We start from the raw sequence: 18451 nt of genomic DNA on the forward strand, positions 1-18451 counted from the left end.
GGCAAAAAGCGCGCCAGTCCATAATGGATTTGGCGCACCTGATGCCGGGATGTATGCCCGGGTCTGGCCTGTATTAGTTAATGAATTCTGCCAGCTTTGCAACGTTCTCTTCATATTTTTTCTGCTTATAGGCCTGAACGGTGCCAAAGCCAAGAGCATCGCGCTTGCTCAAATACTCCTGCCACAAGCTGTCGAATTCGGCATCCGACTTCGCAAGCAGCAGCCTCGGAAGCGCCTTGCCAAATTCATGGTCCAGCTTCGTCTTCATAATGCCTTCCTCGGATGCCCCCGTCGGGTCAAGCTGGTCAAATTGCGACAGGCTGAGCGCTTTGCCGCGCGTCCAGTCTTCCATCTGCTTGAATGGCTCGACAGCTGGCGGCGACCATTCCGGCGTCAAATTCGTATCCATCAGCATCCAGAACGTATGGGAGGCGCCATATTTTTTATCGAAGGCCCCACGGTCGGAATTAAGCAGCTCCAATACGTCAGGTAAAAATTGGTCTTTCCCGTCTATTGTATCCCAGGTTACGCCCTGCTTGCCGAAAAACATATCCCGCTGGCCCTCTTCCGAAATGAGGTAGTCCAGGAAGCGGATCGCTCTTGTTTTATCCTTCACATTTTTGGAGATGAGGGTAACGGTCCAGCCGGAAATGGATGGCCCTGCAAGCGTTGCTTGATCCTGCGCAGCATTAGCTGGCCCATCCACCGCAATATAAATGGAGTTAGGATCGTTTGCAAATAGCGCATTTTGCTGGTTGGCCAGATCAGACCTCGCATACAGCATCGCAAAGTAGCGGCCTTGGGCAATTTTCTCCTCCATTTGCGGACGCTTGTCGATGAATATGTCTTTCGAGAGCAGGCCGTTTTCATTCGCTTGGCGCATCGTCTTGAGCCACTTTACATATTCTGCGTCCGTGTCGCGATCATACAGCTGCCCATCTTTTTCATAAGGAATAGCCAAGAAATTTTGAATATAAGCTTGCAGCGAGCTGTTGCCCTTCTCATTAAAATCATACATGCCCAGCGGAATTAACGGCTGGCCGTTAATGTCGGGAAATTTCGCTTTTGCATCAGCCAACGCTTGAAGGAAACCTTCCGTTGTCCGCATATCCGGGCTGCCGATAGCCTCATACATATCCTTGCGTACGAGGAACGTCTGCGTAGAGGTGATGCTGTCGCCAAACTTCTCGTAATCCTTCGGCGAGGAGGAGGCGTTCGGATACCCATAAATATGGCCATCCTCTTGCTTGTACCAGGCGAGCTTTGCCGGGTCGGTCACCTTATAGAAGTAAGGGTCATATTGGTCAGCCAGCTCATTAAGCGGGAGCACCAGCTCGCCTTCTATCATTTTTTTGACAGCATCCTCATACCAGCCGAGCGTAATGAAATCAGGCAGGCTGCCGGAGGCGATCATCGTATTCATCTTTTCCGCCTCATTGCCGGCAGGGACGATGAAGTTAATATCTACGCCTGTTTTCTCCGTAATATACTTGGATGTGTCATCTACGCCCCACTTATTAGGAAACCACGCGAAATTAATATACCAGTCGAACGTAATCGGGCTTTTATCCACTTCCCAGCCTTTATCCTCCTGCGTCAGCTTCACCTCAGCAGCAGCAGTTGGAGACGCGCCCCCATTCGTTGCGCCCTCGTTCGTACTGCTGTTTGATGAGCAGGCTGCTGTAAATACGAGTGCAGCGGCAAGCGGCAGCACCAGCAAACGTTTAATTGCAGGTTGTTTAACCATGTTTATTTTCCCCTTTTCTATTTGAGTAGACTAGCCCTTAATGGAGCCAATCATCATGCCTTTGACAAAATACTTTTGCAGGAACGGATAAACCAGCACAATCGGCAGCGTCGTAACGACCATCGTCGCCAGCTTGATCGACTGTGAGGTAACGGTTTTGCCAACGCCTCCCGGAATGGCGGCAACCATCTGATTCGAGCTGGACTGTGCCACTACCCGGTACAAATACGTTTGGATCGGCTGCAAATCCATATTGTTCATATAAATGACGCCGGCAAAATAGTCATTCCACTGATACACCCCATGGAACAGCGCAATCGTCGCAATGACCGGCAGCGATACCGGCAGCACCACCTTGAGGAAAATGCCCCAGTCATTCGCTCCGTCGATTTTCGCCGCTTCCTCCAGTCCATCCGGAATTTCCCGGAAGAAGGTCATGAATATAATAAGGTCGAAGAAGCTGAACAACGCTGGAATAATATACACGAGAAAATTGTCCAGCAAATGCAAATCTCTAATTAGCAAATAAGTAGGAATCAGGCCGCCGCCGAAAAACAAGGTGACCGTGCCTATTAAAATGTAAATTTTGCCGCCAATAAGTCCCCTGCGGGAAAATGCATAGGCTACCATCGCGGTGAAAAAAACATGCAGCAGCACGCCAAGCACTGTTTTGGCTACCGTAATGCCCATTGCCGTCATAATGCCCGCGCTCTGGAATACCGCCTCAAAGCTTTCCACGCTGAACATGCGCGGCCACCAGTATATGCCGCCGCGCATGCCGTCCTGTCCTTCATTGAATGCATTTACGAGGACGTACCAGATGGGATACAAGGTCGCAAAGCACACGAGCAGCATGCCGAAGCCGTTAAAGAAGTCGAATGCTGCTTCTCCCTTTGTTTTTCGTTTCAAGCTGAGCAAAGCCAGTCGCCTCCTTCCTAAAACAACGATGTGTTATTGATTTTTTTCGTTACACGATTGGCGATGAGCAGCAAAATAAGGGCGATAACGGATTTGAACAAGCCGACTGCGGTGGCATAGGAATACCGTCCCTGCTGCATGCCCGTCTGGTAGACGAACATATCAATCACATTGCTTGCGCTTTCATTTAATGCGTTTCTCAGCACCAGAATTTGATCAAAGTTGGAGTTCAGCACGCCGCTGACCGCCAGAATGAACAAAATCGAAATCGTTGCTTTGATGCTTGGCAGTGTAACGTACCACATTTTCTGAAAGCGGCCTGCACCGTCAATCGTAGCCGCCTCGTACATTTCAGGCGACACGCTCGAAATCGCGGCCAAATAAATAATGGCGGACCAGCCAAGCTCCTTCCATATGTCCGAGGTAATAATAATGCCCCAGAAATAATCCGGCTCTGCAAGATACGAGATCGGTTCCTTAATGACGTTAAGCGCCAGCAGCACATGGTTAACGATGCCGACATCCGACAGCCATGTCGTCAGGATGCCGCCAAGAATAACCCACGATAGAAAATGCGGCAAATAGGATATCGTCTGCACCGACCTTTTGAACAGCACCGAGCGCACCTCGTTCAAAAACAAGGCGAATATAATCGGCAGCGGAAAACCGATCGCCAGCTTGATCAAGCTGATGCCCAGCGTATTGCGCATGACATTGACGAAGCTCTCGTCTTGGAAAAATTCTTGAAAATGCGACCAGCCTACCCAAGGCGCCGCGCTGATCGGCTTGACGATATTAAATTCTTTGAACGCTATGATGATGCCGTACATCGGAACATAATTAAAAATAATCATCCATAAAATGCCAAGCAGCGCCATCACCTGCACATGCCTCTGGCCGTACAGCTTCCTGAACCATCTGCTGCGCTTGGCCGCTCTCGTGCTTGCAGCAAGCGCTGCCGCTGATTGTGCTTCGTGCCGTATTTTCACCTTATAAATCCCCCATACTACGTTGGAATCTTGCTCTATAGACTGAAATGCCTTCTTTATCCATTGTAGACGGCAGCTTCCGTTCCGGTAAGGCTTCAAATTTCGTATTAGGGGGTCCTTTTTTCGGATTGCCTGTAAAACAAACAGGCCCATGCTTATGCGCATGGACCGGTCAAAATGTAATGATCTATTTTCAATTAACTAGGGCGTGTATGCAAATGGAAGTTCACACCTCATGAATGTGTAATACGAACCGATAGGCGGCTTCATGCTTTTCGTTTCAGGGAGGCTCTCTGCTTTAAGCTAGTTTTGGTGGACACAGCAGCCGCTATTTCAACAGAATCACGTGTTATGGCATAGGCAGCGGACTCAGCAGCAGCTAATGCGCTGCAAATGGCCATTTTGACGGGATGATGAGAGCCATAGCGGCTTTCCTGTCCGCTTACGGCCTGATATCGTAGCAAAAGCCAGAATAGCGGAACCTCAGTCCTGCAGAAAAGGAGTGAGCGACCTGAGCTGTGGGGTGTCAGTAACAATCCGCTAGCCGGATAAGGCAAATTTAATGACCCGGCTTATCGCTCCCGGCAGCACGCTAACGTGGCTCTCCTCGGGAAATTTGGCGATTGCGGCATGGAATCCGCTGGCTTGGAGCGGCTTCAAACTGTCCGCCAACTGCTCGGAGTCCTTCACCATATCCGGCAGTTCCTCCGCGCCAATGGTAATCAACAGCTTAGGCGGGTGATCGGCCTGTACGAGCCATGCTGCGAATGCGGCTTGCTCCTCCAGCACCGCATGCTTGTTCCACCATATGGACGGGCTTCCCGCAGCAAAGCGCTGAAAGGACTGAGGGCGGCTGAATAAGGCATGGAGGACGAGCAGGCCCCCCAGCGAATGTCCGAAAATCGTCTGCCGCTCCTTGTCTATGGGAAATTCCTGCTCCAGCGCCGGCTTCAGCTCCGTCTCCAAAAAATCGAGAAAGCAATCAGCTCCTCCATGCTCCGGCCATGGCTGGCCATTCGGCCGGGCAGGCAAATTTTCGAGCTTGGCAGGTGTCGTGAAATCATAGCAGCGCCGGGTCATATCGAACGGTTCACCGGATGGATAGCCGATGCCTACGATAATGACGGGGTCATAGCCATGCGGCTTGCGCGTTTGCAAGCGGGCAGCCTCGGCGAACGTGCCGAACACCGCATCCCCATCCGTTGCATAAATGATCGGGTAGCCCTTCTCCGGAGGCGCCTCCTTCGGCACAGCTATCCGAATGCGGTATTCCAGCTGCCTGTGGCTTGCATACACAACTCTCTCGCTGCTTCCAACCGTATAATGCCCCTTAGCTTCGCTTTTCATTATGGCGCTAGAAACCGAACGATATCATCAATAATTTTGCTGTATGCGATTAGACCGCCGCCTGTCCAGTACTCATCGCTCACCGCGTAAACATGGCCCGCTTTGACCGCAGGCATGCTTCGCCAAATCGCATTGTCGGTCAGCTCCTTAATGTTGGCTGCGCCTGAGCCCGCGTAGTCGATCGTAAAAATAAAATCGGCATCCAGCTCAGGAAGAATTTCGAGCGAGGCATCCACGCTGTTTTTCTCTTCAACCAGCTTGCTCTTTCCTATGCCCAGCTCATGCGAAAGGACATAACCGCCAAAATAGTTGCCGCCAATCAGGTACATTCCTTTGGCATTAAAATTAATCAAAACCGCCTTTTTCCCATCAGCAACTGGAGCGAGCTTGGCCTTGGCTTCTTCCTTCTTCTGTTCATAATCGCCCAGCGCCTGCTTCGCCTCGGCAGGTTTGCCAAGCAGCTCTCCCAGCTTCGTTATCGAGCTGTTTAAATCGCCAGCCGCATTGACGAAAACGTAAGTAGGCGCAATTTTGGAATACTGCTCATAGATGCCGTCGTCGGCATAATGGGCCGTATGCAAAATAATCAGATCAGGCTCAAAATCCATAATTTGCTCTGGGGAAGGCGGACGCCCTCCAGAAAACTCGACAGTCGGCACACCCTTAAGCCGATCCTGCAAGTAGGCTTGGCCTTTCCCGCTATTCCCCCATTGGGCAATAGGCGTTACGCCCAAGCTTAGCAGAGAATCCTCCATATAGGGGGCAAATACCTTTAATGGCTTGGCTGGTATAACGAGTTCATGCCCTTGCTCATCCGTTACCGTCTTCGTCGCTGATACTTCCACTGAAGCCTCAGGGGCCTCGCTGGCCTCGGGAGCCTGGCTTTCTTCTACAGCAGCTGCTGTCTGGCTTGGCTCAGCTGGGTTTTCGGCTTTCGTGGAGCCACAAGCGCTCAGCAGGCTAAGCGCCATTCCTATAATGAGCAGCGAGAGCCCGCTTGCTTTTAACCTTTTTCGCAAAAAACTGTACTTCTGAAACATTCGCAATACCCTCCTATGATAACAATTCTCACTAAGAAGAATTATAAAGGATGCCCTATGCAGTCTCCATGGACTTTATCCGTTCCTGCCTTTGGACAATATCCGGTTAGGAGCAGCAGCATCTCGTCCAGCATCCGATTCATCGCTATAGCTGAGTATTCGAACCACGGGTCCGAAGGCACCAGATAGACAAAATGATTGCGAACCGCTTTAAGCGCCCTCCACTCCTTGTTATGCTGAAGAGCTAGCCAGTACGAGCGCGACTCTGCCTCAGGGCATACGACTATCAGCAAGCGGTCTGGATCAAGATGGCTGAGCTGCTCCAGTGTTAGCTCCACATTGTACAACGAATTCTGCTCATAGGCCGGAGACAATTGCAGCTCCTTATACAGCAGCTCAAAAATAGCTTGGTTGCAGTAGGCATGCACCTGTTTCCCATATATCCGCAATACGGCAAAGGTATCCTCCTGCACGGCATGTTTGATGCTCGTCCGGGCCGATTCCAGCTTCTGCCCATAACCATCAATCCATTTCTCCGCCTGCTGCTCGCCTTTTAAAAAAGAGGCTATTTGACGAAGCTGCTCTCGCCAATTCTTCTGCCCTTTATCAATGAATAGGGCAGGGGCAATGCTGCCCAGCTTCTGCTTCTCTTCTTCGTGCAAATGATCGAAGCCTACGATGGCGTCGGGACGGACCTTCGTCAGCTTGTCCCATTCCTCATGCCGCTGCAAATCCCCATAGCGCATATGCACCTGAATGCTCATCTGGTACACATTATAATAATAAGGCGTCCACTTTGAATCGAGCGGCGCGGCAACCGGAATCATGCCCAGCGCCAGCAGCTGCCCTATGAGCGAAGGAGAACATACCGCAATGCGTTGTCTGGGACGGGCCGCAAAGACGGAGGGGGATACGCCAACCTCTTTCTTAAACTTGCGGCTGAAGTAAAATTCATCACTGTAGCCTACCTTGTGGGCAATTTCCCGCAGACGGTAACCCGTCTCCGTTAAATATTTTTTTGCCCGGTTGATGCGCAGGTCGGTCAAATAATCTATGGCGCTTTGCCCATATGTTTTTCTAAACAAATCCACAAAATATTTAGGGCTTATATGGGCCATCTCTGCCAGCTGTCCCACAGATATCGGCTCATTGAAATGCTGCTCCATAAAGCGGCGAATGCTTAATAAATCCGTCTTTGGGGGTTGATTATCGTCCATGCTGCCTCCGTTTCATGCTTTCGAGCCTTGTCCAGCTTATCCTCTCAGTATAGCAACATTGAGAATCGCTATCAATGGATTTGAAAATTGACCTGAGCGTCACACGGCGTTAATCCTGAGTTGACATAACTGGCGTATAGTCGAATCATACTCAACTAAATAAAGGATGATGGCACTTATGGGCATTCATACGTACTTTAGATCACTAAACGACTTGGAACGCATTATCCGTACTCCTGGAAAATTCAAGTTCGAAGAGCACAGCGTGTCGGCTCACTCCTGGAAAGTTGTCCAGTACGCCAAGACGCTTGCCGATATCGAGGAGCAGTACGGCGTCACGATTGATTGGAAGAAGCTTTATGAAATTACGAGCAGCCATGATTATGGAGAAATTTTTATCGGAGACATTAAGACGCCCGTCAAGCATTATTCCCTTGAACTGCGTTCGATGCTGCAGCAGGTAGAAGATGGCATGGTCGAGCATTTTATTCAGGACAATATTCCTGAGGAATTTCAGGCTATTTTCCGCAGACAGCTGCGCGAGGGCAAAGACCATTCGGTAGAAGGGCTTATTTTGGAAGTTGCTGATAAAATGGATCAGGTCTACGAGGCATTCGCTGAGCTCCAGCGCGGCAATACCGAGAAGGAATTTATCGTCATGTATCGTTATGCGCTAATTAAAATCAAAAATATCAACCTCCACTGCGTGAAGTATTTCCTCGAGCACATCCTGCCAGATATTATCCATGAAGGCACCCTCTCCCCCATCGATATACGCAAAATAACTGAAGAAGCACTGGCGCAAGGTGAAACAGCCGTCGCCGTTCTTTAGCGGCGCGGCGTGTTTCAGTCCGAGAAATATAGAGAAAGGATTGCGTGAGATATCCTTTCCTATATTTCAAAAAAAACGGCACTCCATCTTTTGATGAAGTACCGTTTTTTTTGAACTTTTTCAGCCCATTCGCTGCTATAAATTTTGCTGGGTAATTCCTGATTCCGGATCGAACACCAGCATCTTCGTACCGATTTTATCAATAAAAAACCGATCATGGCTTACGGTCACGACAGCACCGGGAAAATGAATCAGCGCCTGCTCCATCACCTGTATGCTCGTTAGATCCAAATGATTCGTTGGTTCATCCAATATGATGACGGCTGCACCCGAAAGCAGGCATTTCGCCAATGCAACCCGGGCCATTTGGCCGCCGGAAAGGCTGCCAATCACTTTGCTTAAATCCATCTCGGAAAATTGCAGCATCGACAGAAATTTATTCACCTTTTTTCGCGGGGCATCAAGCCCTAGCCCATACGTATTGACGGCGTGGCTCACCGTATCCTTAGGATCAAGCTCCTCCCACATCCGGTTGAAATACGCGCAGCTGACCCCTTTTTCCCAGGTGACCTCGCCGGATTCAGGCTTCTCCTGCCCCGTCAGCACCTTGATCAGCGTGGACTTCCCGCTTCCGTTCGGGCCAACGATGACGAGGCGATCCTCCTTCTGAATGTCAAAGCTGACGTTCTGAAAAATAGCGCGTTCCTCATAGCTTTGCCCGATTTGCTTAACCTCGCACAGCTTGTCCGGAAAACGCAGCTTCTCGTAAATATCCGTAATCAGCACGTTCACCGGATTCGGCTGGGCCCGCTTCTTATTATCAGCCAATTTGCGGGATAACCGGTCTTTGGACGATTTTTTGCTGGCGCGGCTGTCGATCGCTTCCGACTCCATGAGCAGCAGCTCTTCCTCCCACTCGAACTGGCGGTCCAGCTCCTTCTTGCGAAGCTTCTTCTTGCGAATATAGTCCGTATAATTGCCATCGTATGGCTGAAAATGATAATTTTCAATCTCGATAATTTGCGTGACGACCTTGTCGATAAACTGCCGATCATGCGAGATCAGAATCATGGCGCCATTAAACCGGTAAAGCCACTGCTCCAGCCATGCAATGCCTTCCATATCCAAGTAGTTTGTCGGCTCGTCAAGCAATACAACATCCGGCAGCTCAATTAGCATTTTCGCTAAAGCCGCACGGTTTCTCCAGCCGCCAGACAGCTCATCAATCGGCTGATGGCGTGAACGATCGTTGAAACCCAGCTTCGTCAGAACGGTGTTGATCTCGACGGAAACGTTCCAGCCGTCCAAATGGTCCATTTGCTCGAACAGCTCCGCCTGCCTTGCCAGCAGCTCATTCATTTCGCCATCATCCGATACCAAGCCCAGCTTTTCCCCAACCGCTTGCAGTTCGCGCTCAATCAGAGCAACCTGCTCGAAGCACATTTCCAGCTCTTGCTGGACAGACAGACTACCGCGCATTTCTGAAAATTGCGAGAAATACCCGATCTTCACCTTTGGATCTATTTCTACTTTGCCGCTTGTCGGCTCTTCCTTGCCCATAATGAGCTTGAATACCGTCGACTTCCCGGCTCCATTTTGCCCAATGAGGCCAATTCGCTCCCCTTGGCTCACGCGAAAATAAATATCGCGAAAAATCATGGCCTCTTCATATTTCTTCGTCACATTTTCCAACCGAATTACACTCATGCTATCACCCTTCTAGCTCCGTCAGTAAGTCTACTAGCCATTATAACATTAGATATTGTTTATTTTTTGTTGCGCGCCAATATTTCGCCTGCCTTCGCCCGAAATTCAGCCGCCGCCGCCTCGGGCGTTATTTTGCCAAATAGCAGCAGGTCATGCAGATCACGCAGCACCACGGTCACTTCTGCCGTTCCGACCGGGTCTGGCGGGTCCATGGGACTGCTATTTTTCTCCACCCAATCGAGATATTCAAAGATTTGCGCAAGCTCCGGCTTAACGAACGGCTTCAGCTGCTCCTTTAACCGGGAGGATACGGGCACGCCCCTCTCTCCCTGCAGCAGCTTGTTTGCCTCCAAATTATTGACGAAGAAGCTGATAAATTTCGCGGCCTCTTCTTTATTTTTTGAATTTTTGGAAATCGAGAAAAACATGCCCGGCTTCAAAAATAACCCTTGCTTGCTGTTTGGCCCAGGCAGCGGCACGATAGCCAGCTGTTTGCCGTAATGCTCCACGATGTTGATGAACTGATTGGAATAGCCCCAGCCTAATAAAGCCTCCCCTTTATAAAAAGGGTCTGCGTCCGATTTATTAATATCCGACGTCCAAATATCGGGCGAAAATATCAGTTTATCCTTCGCGAGCCTTTGCATTCGTCCAAAATAGTCGATAAACAGCTTGTCATCCTCATAACCTAGACTAGTGCCATCTTCTGCAAACAAGGCAAAGCCATGCTGTCTAAGAAAATAAGCAAAAAACTGCTCCGGCGTAAACACCGTTCCTAAATAAACGCCTGTGCCCTTGAGCTGCTCTCCCATCTGGTCAAAATCCTCCCAGGTCCACGAGGCGGTGGGCGGCTCTATGCCGCTGGCCTTGAAAACCTCTGGGTCATATACAGCAAATAGAGCGTTGACGCCCAAATTCATGCCGTATAATTGGCCTCCCCATTTCCCGCTGGACAGATGGCTCTCGCTGATGGAGGACGCATCTATGATGCCGCTTCGAATATACGGCTCCAAATTCTCCAGCAAATCAAGCGAGCTGTACTGGGACAAATACGAAATGTCCATCTGAATGATGTCCGGCAGCGCATTGCCCGCCGCGTACGGCGCGAGCTTTCTCCAATATTCATTGAAAGCGCTATATTCAAATTCAATGTTAATATGCGGATTTAGCTCTTCATACATATGGATAACCTCGATCGTTGCATTGTTGCGAAATTCATTGCCCCACCAAGCGATGCGAAGCGTAATCGGCTCCTCCTTAAGCTTGTTTAATGGGTCGGACTGCCCGGGGATGCAGCCCCAAAGCGCAGCTAGCAAGCCAAGCATTATGCCAATTCGGATGATCGTTCGCATCATCTGCTTAATCCTCCTGCACACACGGAATAAGGACGCTGACTTTCGTTCCGCCCCCCGCCCGGCTGTCAATTCCTAGCCCATAGCTTTCGCCGAAAGCGAGCTTGATCCGGTTTTTAATATTCAAAATGCCAATGCCGTTCCCCCGTGTTTCCGCCTCTCCGCTCAGCACACGCTGCACATAAGCTTCCTCCATGCCCGGCCCGCCGTCCTCGACAATAAGCGCGAGCTTCCCTTCCCCCCACTCCGCATAAAGCCGGATCGTACAGGGCTCAATCATAGGCTCCAAACCGTATTGCACGGCATTTTCCAATAGAGGCTGCAAAGTAAGCTTAGGGATGGCAGCGGCATAACAGGAGACAGGCACATCCATATGAAAATCCAGCCGATTTTGAAATCGGTATTTTTGAATCGTAATGTAATGCTTCACCGTTTCAAGCTCTTCGGCAACGGTAATCACATTTTGCTTTAAGCTGATCGAGGAGCGCAGCAAATAACCTAGCGAGACGACCATGCTGGATATTTGCTGCTGCGCATTTTTTTTGGCCAGCCAATGGATTGAATCGAGCGCATTATACAAAAAATGAGGATTGATCTGCGCCTGCAGCGCCTTGAACTCCGTTTCCTTAATGATAAGCTGGTTGGCGTAATTTTCTTTAATCAGCGTATTAATGCGAGTAATCATCATTCGATACGTTCGCTGCAGCAGCCCTACTTCATCCATTTGCTGAAATGCAGGTGCGGACATGCTGGCATCCATGCTGTCCAGGTCGCCATACTGTACCTCCTTCATCTGGCTGATTAACTGGCGAATGGGCCTCGTCAAGCTGCGGGCAAAGGCCATCCCGATGGCAACAACGACAATAAAGGTCAGGCTATAGACAATAACGAGCGAATTTTTCAGCCACACGACCGTTTCAAAAATATGATTGTACGGGACGATATTGTAATACATCCATCCGGTATAAGAGGATTTTTTCTGCGACAGAAAGGTTGTCTCCTTATTGACCTTCTTGATCTCGTAGCCGTCTCCCGCCTTTAGCGGCTGAAAGGCAACAGCCACGCCTTCTGGCATTTGCCCGTACGGATAGACGACATCCTTCCCTGATTTAAGCAAAATATCACTACTCTGACTCGCCGTGCCCGCATAGTCCTCCACTAGTCTCTCAATATTAATCCGCAAAAATAATATGCCGACGGGCTCCAGCGTCAATGGCTCATACGCCCGCACCTCCCTGACCATAATGAGCATAGGGTCGGAAGCATCCGGGTAAAGCCAGCGGACTTCGCCTTTTCCCGCCACCGCTTCTTTAATCATGCGGGCATATTTTTCCTCCGAGAAGGATGGGGACTCTCCATATTTGCTGACCCGCTGTTTGGAGTCGATAAGATGAACAGATTGCACATAACGTTCAGCATTGCTAATATGCGCCCACAGTTGATCGGTTATCTTCTTGCGGGTTATGTAACCGGCATATTCCGCATCATCCTGAAGCAAATCCTTTAATCCTCGCTGAATTTGTGAATCTGAAATAATGGTGAGCGACATCGATTCCAGCTTCTTCAGCTCCATATCTATCGTGGTGGACGATAAATTCAAGAGCCGATAGGATTTGTCATATAGCTGTCTGTCATAAATCGAATAGGCATAATATAAGGAGCTGTAAGCAATCGTAATAATAAGGGTCATGATCAGAAAGACCATGAGAAACATTTTTCGCTTGATGCTCAGATTCCGATATACCGCCATTATACAGAGCGCTCCTTTGCATAGGTCATACACTAGATATAACATACTCGGCAAAAACCAGATACACTAGGGGAACCCGGAGCTCTATTTTCACAAAGAAAAGGCTGCTTTGGGGCGCTTTACGCCCCATACAGCAGCCTTCATCCGTTTATGCATTTTTCACGCTGCCGCTTATTTCGTTTGGTATCTTTCGTATGCCGCTTGGTGCATTTCCACAGCTTGGTCAATGCCCATGCTCTTAATCGTCTCTACCATTTTATCGAACTCGGCAATCGGCTTCTGCCCATTAATGATCGCTGTCATCGTCTCGTTCAAGTACGTATTGACTTGGCTCATAATGGAAGTGACCGTGCTTGCTTCGTCCAGCGTCAGGCGGATAGGAGGAAGCGTCAGCTCGGAGCTCGCTTTCATCCACTCCGCGTTGGCATCCCGCTGGCCTTGATCGAACAACAGGGCGTCCAAATATTTGCTGTCCTGATTGATTGGGCCATCCATAATCGATAACGCATAAGAAGCCAGCGCCTGATCATAGGTCAAGCCGTTCGGATTATCAGTGATGAGGCCCGTGAACTTGATAGCATCGCCGTCCTTCTCATAGCTCTCGCCCTCGATGCCAAAGTTGAACAAGTCGCTGCCTTGCGCGCTGTAATTAAAATCCATCCATTGCACGATATATTTCAGCTTGTCTTCATCGGCGCTTGATGTGATCGCTTCGCCATAAGTCAGCACCTTATTGTTCATATTGAAGGTCGCATAGGCATTGCCATCCGGCGATACCGGCCATGGCGCACCTGTCAGATTAAAATTCGGATCGCTATCCCTCATCAGGTTGAAGTATTTGCCCATGCCGCTGAACACACCGCCCAAGTAGGAGCCGGCTAAATTATTCGTAATTTTATAGTCAAAAGCTTTGCCGTCATTCGTCATAATTTCCGGATCAATCAGCCCTTCTTTATACCAGGCTGCCATCGTCTCCAGGAAACTTTTGTATTCAGGCTCGATTGGCCCGAAAGCCACTTTTCCGCCCTTCATTTGGAAGCCGCCAATGACTCCGAAGGCTGGAGAAAAATCATGCAGCTTCGTCAAATTTCCCGGTCCCCAGTTGCCCGTAAACGGAAGCTCATCCTGCTTGCCGTTGCCGTTCGGGTCCTGTTCCTTGAACGCCTTAAGCACCGTATGCCATTCATCAATCGTTGTAGGCGTTTTCAAATTGAGCTTGTCGAGCCAGTCCTTGCGCACGATGGGGCCCGTTGTTGCATTCAGCTTGAGCGCATCCAGCTTCAGAAGCGGGAACATATAGATCGTGCCGTCATCAAGGGCAATTTGCTTCAGCACATCCGGATCGGATTCAATAATGCCCTTCAGATTTGGCGCGTATTGGTCGATCAGCTCGTTCAAGCGAATGATCCGCCCGTCCTCGATCATTTTCTCAGGACCGCCTACTGCATCCGCCCAGTTATAGTAGATGACGTCTGGAAGCTCCTTCGTTGCAATGAGCAGGTTGAACTGATCCTTCTGCTGTCCTAGCGGCGGGTGTGTGAATTTCACCTTGATTCCCGTCAGCTCTTCTTTTTTCTTATACGAGGCCATTTCCCCAAAGTTGTCCATCGAGGCGGTCAGCTTCGCATCATTCGCACGCCAATAATTAATCGTGAACGCTTCATTCGTAATCGGCAGCGGTATTTCCGTCAGTTTCTCTGCGCCGGCTGCTGGACTGGATGCCCCTGCATTGGCCGGACTGCCTGCTGCTGTTCCTTCATTTGGCGCATTGTTTTGCGAGCATGCTGACATCAGGCCGACAAGCAGCGCCGAGGACAAAATGACCAACCCCATTTTTCTTTTCACCCAAATCGCCTCCAAAAAATAATTGATTTTTATTGTTTCACGGCACCGATTAAAGCGCCTTGAACAAAAAACTTTTGAATAAACGGATACACCAGCATAATCGGCAGCGTAGAAATAATGATCGTGGCGTATTTAATGTTCTCTCCAATAGCAAAGCCCGTGTCCACGCCGGCGCCCATCGACTCCGTACTGCTGCTAATTAAAATATCCCGCATTACAATCTGGATCGGATACAGCTCCTGGCTTCGCAAATACAGCATCGGACCTACATAATCATTCCAATGGTCGACCGCGTAGTACAGCGACATGACCGCCAAAATCGATTTGGATAAAGGCAGGACGATACGAAATAAGATTAGAAAATCATTAGCTCCATCCAGCTTCGCGGACTCGATCAAGCTTATCGGAATGCTCTCGAAGCTCGTTTTCATAATCAAGAAGTAGAAGGTGCTGATGGCACCAGGGATGATCATCGCCAGGCGGGTATCCACCAGCCCCAAATTCTGAATAAGCAGGAAGCTTGGGATCATGCCGCCGCCAAAAAACATCGTAAAGGTAATGAGCTGCATAAACGTTTTTCGGCCGAATAAATCCATTCTGGACAGCGCATAGGCAGCTAAAGCCGTCATCAGCAAATTGACCAGCGTTCCAACTACGACATAAAATAGCGTGTTCAAGTAACCGTTATAAATTTTCGGGTTTTGAAACACATATTTATAAGCCTCAAGCTGGAAGCCTTCGGGCAGCAGCATGAGCGACCTTGAGCGCAGCAATTGATCTGGATCGCTAATCGAAGAATTCAGCACATACAGCATCGGATAAAAGGATACAGCTATAATGCAGCACAGCATAATCACGTTGAAAAAATCAAAAACATGTTCCCCTGACGAGCGTTTCATAGTAGGTCACCTCCCGTTTACCAGAGACTGGTCGAATTCACTTTTTTACTAATCGCATTGGCCATTAACAGCAGCGAGAAATTAATAATGCCGTTAATTAATCCAATAGCTGTCGAATACGTGTAGTTGCCTTCTAATATGCCGGAACGGTAAATGAAAGTGGATATGACATCTGACGTTTCGTAAGTCGGTGCCGTCTGCATGAGCAAAATTTTCTGAAAGTCGGCGTTCATAACCGCACCCAGACGCAAAATCAGCATAATGACAACCGTCGGCATAATGCCCGGGAGCGTAATATGCAGCAGCTGCTTCCACCTGCCAGCCCCATCCATCTTCGCCGCTTCATAGAGCTGGGGATCTATATTGCTAAGCGCCGCTAGAAAAATAATCGAGGCCCAGCCCGCCCCCTGCCAAATGTTCGAAAGAATGTACATCGGCCGAAACATATCCTTCTCCGCTAGAAACATCATCGGCTGCAGGTCGAAGAAGCTGCGAATTACATTAAACAAGCCGCCATCGAGCGAGGAGAACGTTTTCAGCATCCCGACAACAACGACGACCGAAATGAAGTGGGGCATGTAGCTGATCGTCTGCACCGTGCTTTTGAACCACTTTTTGCGGACTTCATTCAGCAGCAGCGCCAAAATAATCGGTGCCGGAAAGCCGAATAAAATGCTGTAAAAGCTGAGGATCAACGTATTTTTAATAATTCGCCAAAAATAATAGCTGTTAAAAAACATCGTGAAATTGTCAAAGCCAATCCATTTTCCTTCCAAAATGCCTTTGATTGGGCTATAAGATTTCTGAAAAGCCATCAGCAAGCCGTACATCGGTCCATAGTGGAAAATGAAATAATACGCTAAGACCGGAATTAACATAAGGTATACATATTTATTCCGCAGCCATTCCTTTTTGAGGAAAACGAGTTTGCTTGTTTTAGGTCCGCTCCCCTTGAGCGGCGACTGCCGCTCTTCCTCCAGCTTCAACTCCATCCTTCTGCCTCCGCCCTAAATGTTAATCGATTAATATTTATGTTTATAAATATACAAGTACGGCTTCTCTTTTCACATGTTCATTTCCGATGGTTTTATGTTCAAAACCGTGATGTACCCAGGTGAAACGGCTCGCGCATACATGCTTATATTTGCAAAAAACACCCTGCAGCCGTATCTCGACGACTTCAGGGTGTAAACAAATATAAATGCTATTAACGGCATAAACGATAAGCCTATGGCGTTTTTTTATATTCCGAAGGAGAAAATCCGGTATACTTCTTAAACATTTTGCTGAAATAAGAGGAATTGCCGCCGAAACCCGTTTCCTCGGCCAGCGCCGCTATTGTAAATTCCTCGCTTTGTCCGATAATCTCCAGCGCCTTTTGAATCCGAAAGCTCATCATGTAGTTCGTAAATTTTTCCCCTGTCTCCTTCTTGAACATTTTGCTTATGTAATCCGGATTCATATAAATCTCCCCGGCAATAGATTGCAAAGTCAGCGATTCATCCTTGAAGCGGCTTTGGACAATATTTTTCATATGAAGCACCATCTGCGACTGCCTGCATCGATTCCGCTCATAGTTGTGGAGAGCAATCTCTTGGGCTATGCCCATCACATATTGTTGAAAAGACTGCAAGGTGCTCGTTTCGATTAAACCCGGGAGCTTATCCATATAGGCCTTCATCTCGGAAGGTCCACAAAGCCGAATCATTTCCATGTACATCTGGATCAAATAGGATTTCGTTGTGGATATGTCATAGCGCAGCTCAGAAAGCATTTCAAACATTTGCTGCAGCTCTTTTTCCGCTTCTGCCCAATGCCCTGCTTTAATTGCTGTCATTAAACGTTCTTGGTCATACTCCCATTCAGAGCGATCTCCTTCGCCAGATGGGGAAATGTCGCGCTCCATAATAAGACTGCCTTCACCGAGATAAAACCGATGGTTCAAGCAGACGAGCGTCTGCGTATACAAGCGCCGCGCCTGCGCCAGCTCTCCCGGCTCGCTGAGGGCAGCGGTCAGATCAAAATGATAATATTTCGTGAAGGTGGCGCGGATGCTGTCAATTTTCTCGAAAAATTGCGCCTCGGACAGCTCGTCCTCCATGAGCAGAAGGACATGCTGGCCTACGGTAGAGCTGAGTATGGGATTAGGAAATATATCCTCGGCAATATTTTTCACGGCAAATAGATGCTCATACTCATGCTCGCCCTCGATTTCCACAAGCAGCAGGCGTACGCTTTGCGTTTGAAAATGCAGCCCGAACAGGTCGCCAAAATACTGCCATTCTCTTACGCCATACGTTTTATTCGTTACGAACTCCTTGAGAAAATGCTCCTTGGCATGCGGCATTACGCGCTCCAAATCATACTTGATCGACTGCACGAAGCTTTCCTGGCTGTCCCGTTCCCGCTTCTCCTGCACGATTTCCGTGATGGCCTCCACCAAGCTTTCCTCGCTGCACGGCTTCAGCAAATAATGCTTCACCCCATACTGCATAGCCGTTTTGGCATAATCAAATTCCGAGAAGCCGGTCAGCATGATAAAAGAGATTTCTGGATACTGCGATGCAACAGCAGCTACGAGCTGCAAGCCATCCATTCCCGGCATTCGAATGTCGGTAATAACGATGTCCGGCGGATTGCCCCTTAATTTTGTTAACGCTTCCAAACCATTTTGCGCTGTTCCTGTTAATTGTGTACCTAGCCGCGCCCAATCGATCACGGAGGAAATGCCGTCAAGAATAAGCCATTCATCATCAACCAAGAGAACCTTGTACACCGCTACTCCTCCTGCCCTGTTCCTAGCCTTAT

The 18451-nt window shown here is 49.0% G+C and carries 14 protein-coding genes; 1 reads left to right on the top strand and 13 read right to left on the bottom strand.

Annotated features, from left to right (window positions below; genetic code table 11):
* Window positions 1-73: 73 nt before the first annotated feature.
* The 6 genes from BBD42_RS05580 to BBD42_RS05605 form a co-directional block, all read right to left on the bottom strand.
* Entirely contained in the window at window positions 74-1747 is a 1674-nt protein-coding gene (locus BBD42_RS05580; protein ID WP_099517356.1) for a type 2 periplasmic-binding domain-containing protein, read from the bottom strand.
* Window positions 1748-1777: 30 nt separating this feature from the next.
* Window positions 1778-2602, bottom strand: a complete 825-nt coding sequence (locus BBD42_RS05585) for a carbohydrate ABC transporter permease (protein ID WP_481855965.1) — start codon at window positions 2600-2602, stop codon at window positions 1778-1780.
* Window positions 2603-2682: 80 nt separating this feature from the next.
* Window positions 2683-3654, bottom strand: a complete 972-nt coding sequence (locus BBD42_RS05590; protein WP_481855920.1) for an ABC transporter permease — start codon at window positions 3652-3654, stop codon at window positions 2683-2685.
* 540 nt (window positions 3655-4194) lie between these two features.
* Window positions 4195-5001 (bottom strand): alpha/beta hydrolase, encoded by an 807-nt coding sequence (locus tag BBD42_RS05595; protein ID WP_099517358.1) that lies wholly within the window; start codon window positions 4999-5001, stop codon window positions 4195-4197.
* Window positions 5001-6041, bottom strand: a complete 1041-nt coding sequence (locus BBD42_RS05600) for an ABC transporter substrate-binding protein (protein WP_099517359.1) — start codon at window positions 6039-6041, stop codon at window positions 5001-5003. The genes BBD42_RS05595 and BBD42_RS05600 overlap by 1 nt, the downstream gene beginning before the upstream one ends.
* A gap of 41 nt (window positions 6042-6082) precedes the next feature.
* The gene (locus tag BBD42_RS05605) at window positions 6083-7258 is read right to left on the bottom strand and encodes a helix-turn-helix domain-containing protein (RefSeq protein ID WP_099517360.1); all 1176 of its coding nucleotides are present in this window, start codon (window positions 7256-7258) and stop codon (window positions 6083-6085) included.
* 178 nt (window positions 7259-7436) lie between these two features.
* On the opposite strand from BBD42_RS05605, the gene BBD42_RS05610 reads away from it, so the two are divergent.
* The gene (locus BBD42_RS05610) at window positions 7437-8090 is read left to right on the top strand and encodes a YfbR-like 5'-deoxynucleotidase (protein ID WP_099517361.1); all 654 of its coding nucleotides are present in this window, start codon (window positions 7437-7439) and stop codon (window positions 8088-8090) included.
* A gap of 135 nt (window positions 8091-8225) precedes the next feature.
* On the opposite strand, the gene BBD42_RS05615 is transcribed toward BBD42_RS05610, so the two are convergent.
* The 7 genes from BBD42_RS05615 to BBD42_RS05645 form a co-directional block, all read right to left on the bottom strand.
* Window positions 8226-9797 (bottom strand): ABC-F family ATP-binding cassette domain-containing protein, encoded by a 1572-nt coding sequence (locus tag BBD42_RS05615; protein WP_099517362.1) that lies wholly within the window; start codon window positions 9795-9797, stop codon window positions 8226-8228.
* Window positions 9798-9856: 59 nt separating this feature from the next.
* A complete protein-coding gene (locus BBD42_RS05620) occupies window positions 9857-11152 on the bottom strand; it encodes an ABC transporter substrate-binding protein (protein ID WP_237163385.1) in 1296 nt (431 codons plus the stop codon).
* A gap of 4 nt (window positions 11153-11156) precedes the next feature.
* Window positions 11157-12899: a sensor histidine kinase gene (locus BBD42_RS05625; RefSeq protein WP_099517363.1), complete on the bottom strand. Its 1743-nt coding sequence runs from the start codon at window positions 12897-12899 to the stop codon at window positions 11157-11159.
* 171 nt (window positions 12900-13070) lie between these two features.
* Window positions 13071-14744 (bottom strand): type 2 periplasmic-binding domain-containing protein, encoded by a 1674-nt coding sequence (locus BBD42_RS05630; RefSeq protein WP_099517364.1) that lies wholly within the window; start codon window positions 14742-14744, stop codon window positions 13071-13073.
* A gap of 29 nt (window positions 14745-14773) precedes the next feature.
* The gene (locus BBD42_RS05635) at window positions 14774-15643 is read right to left on the bottom strand and encodes a carbohydrate ABC transporter permease (RefSeq protein ID WP_099517365.1); all 870 of its coding nucleotides are present in this window, start codon (window positions 15641-15643) and stop codon (window positions 14774-14776) included.
* Between the two features lie 17 nt (window positions 15644-15660).
* Entirely contained in the window at window positions 15661-16635 is a 975-nt protein-coding gene (locus BBD42_RS05640) for an ABC transporter permease (RefSeq protein ID WP_099517366.1), read from the bottom strand.
* A 236-nt stretch (window positions 16636-16871) separates the two neighbouring features.
* A complete protein-coding gene (locus BBD42_RS05645; protein WP_099517367.1) occupies window positions 16872-18419 on the bottom strand; it encodes a response regulator transcription factor in 1548 nt (515 codons plus the stop codon).
* Window positions 18420-18451 lie beyond the last annotated feature (32 nt).

Origin of the sequence: Paenibacillus sp. BIHB 4019 (genome assembly GCF_002741035.1) — a bacterium.
GTDB lineage: Bacteria > Bacillota > Bacilli > Paenibacillales > Paenibacillaceae > Pristimantibacillus.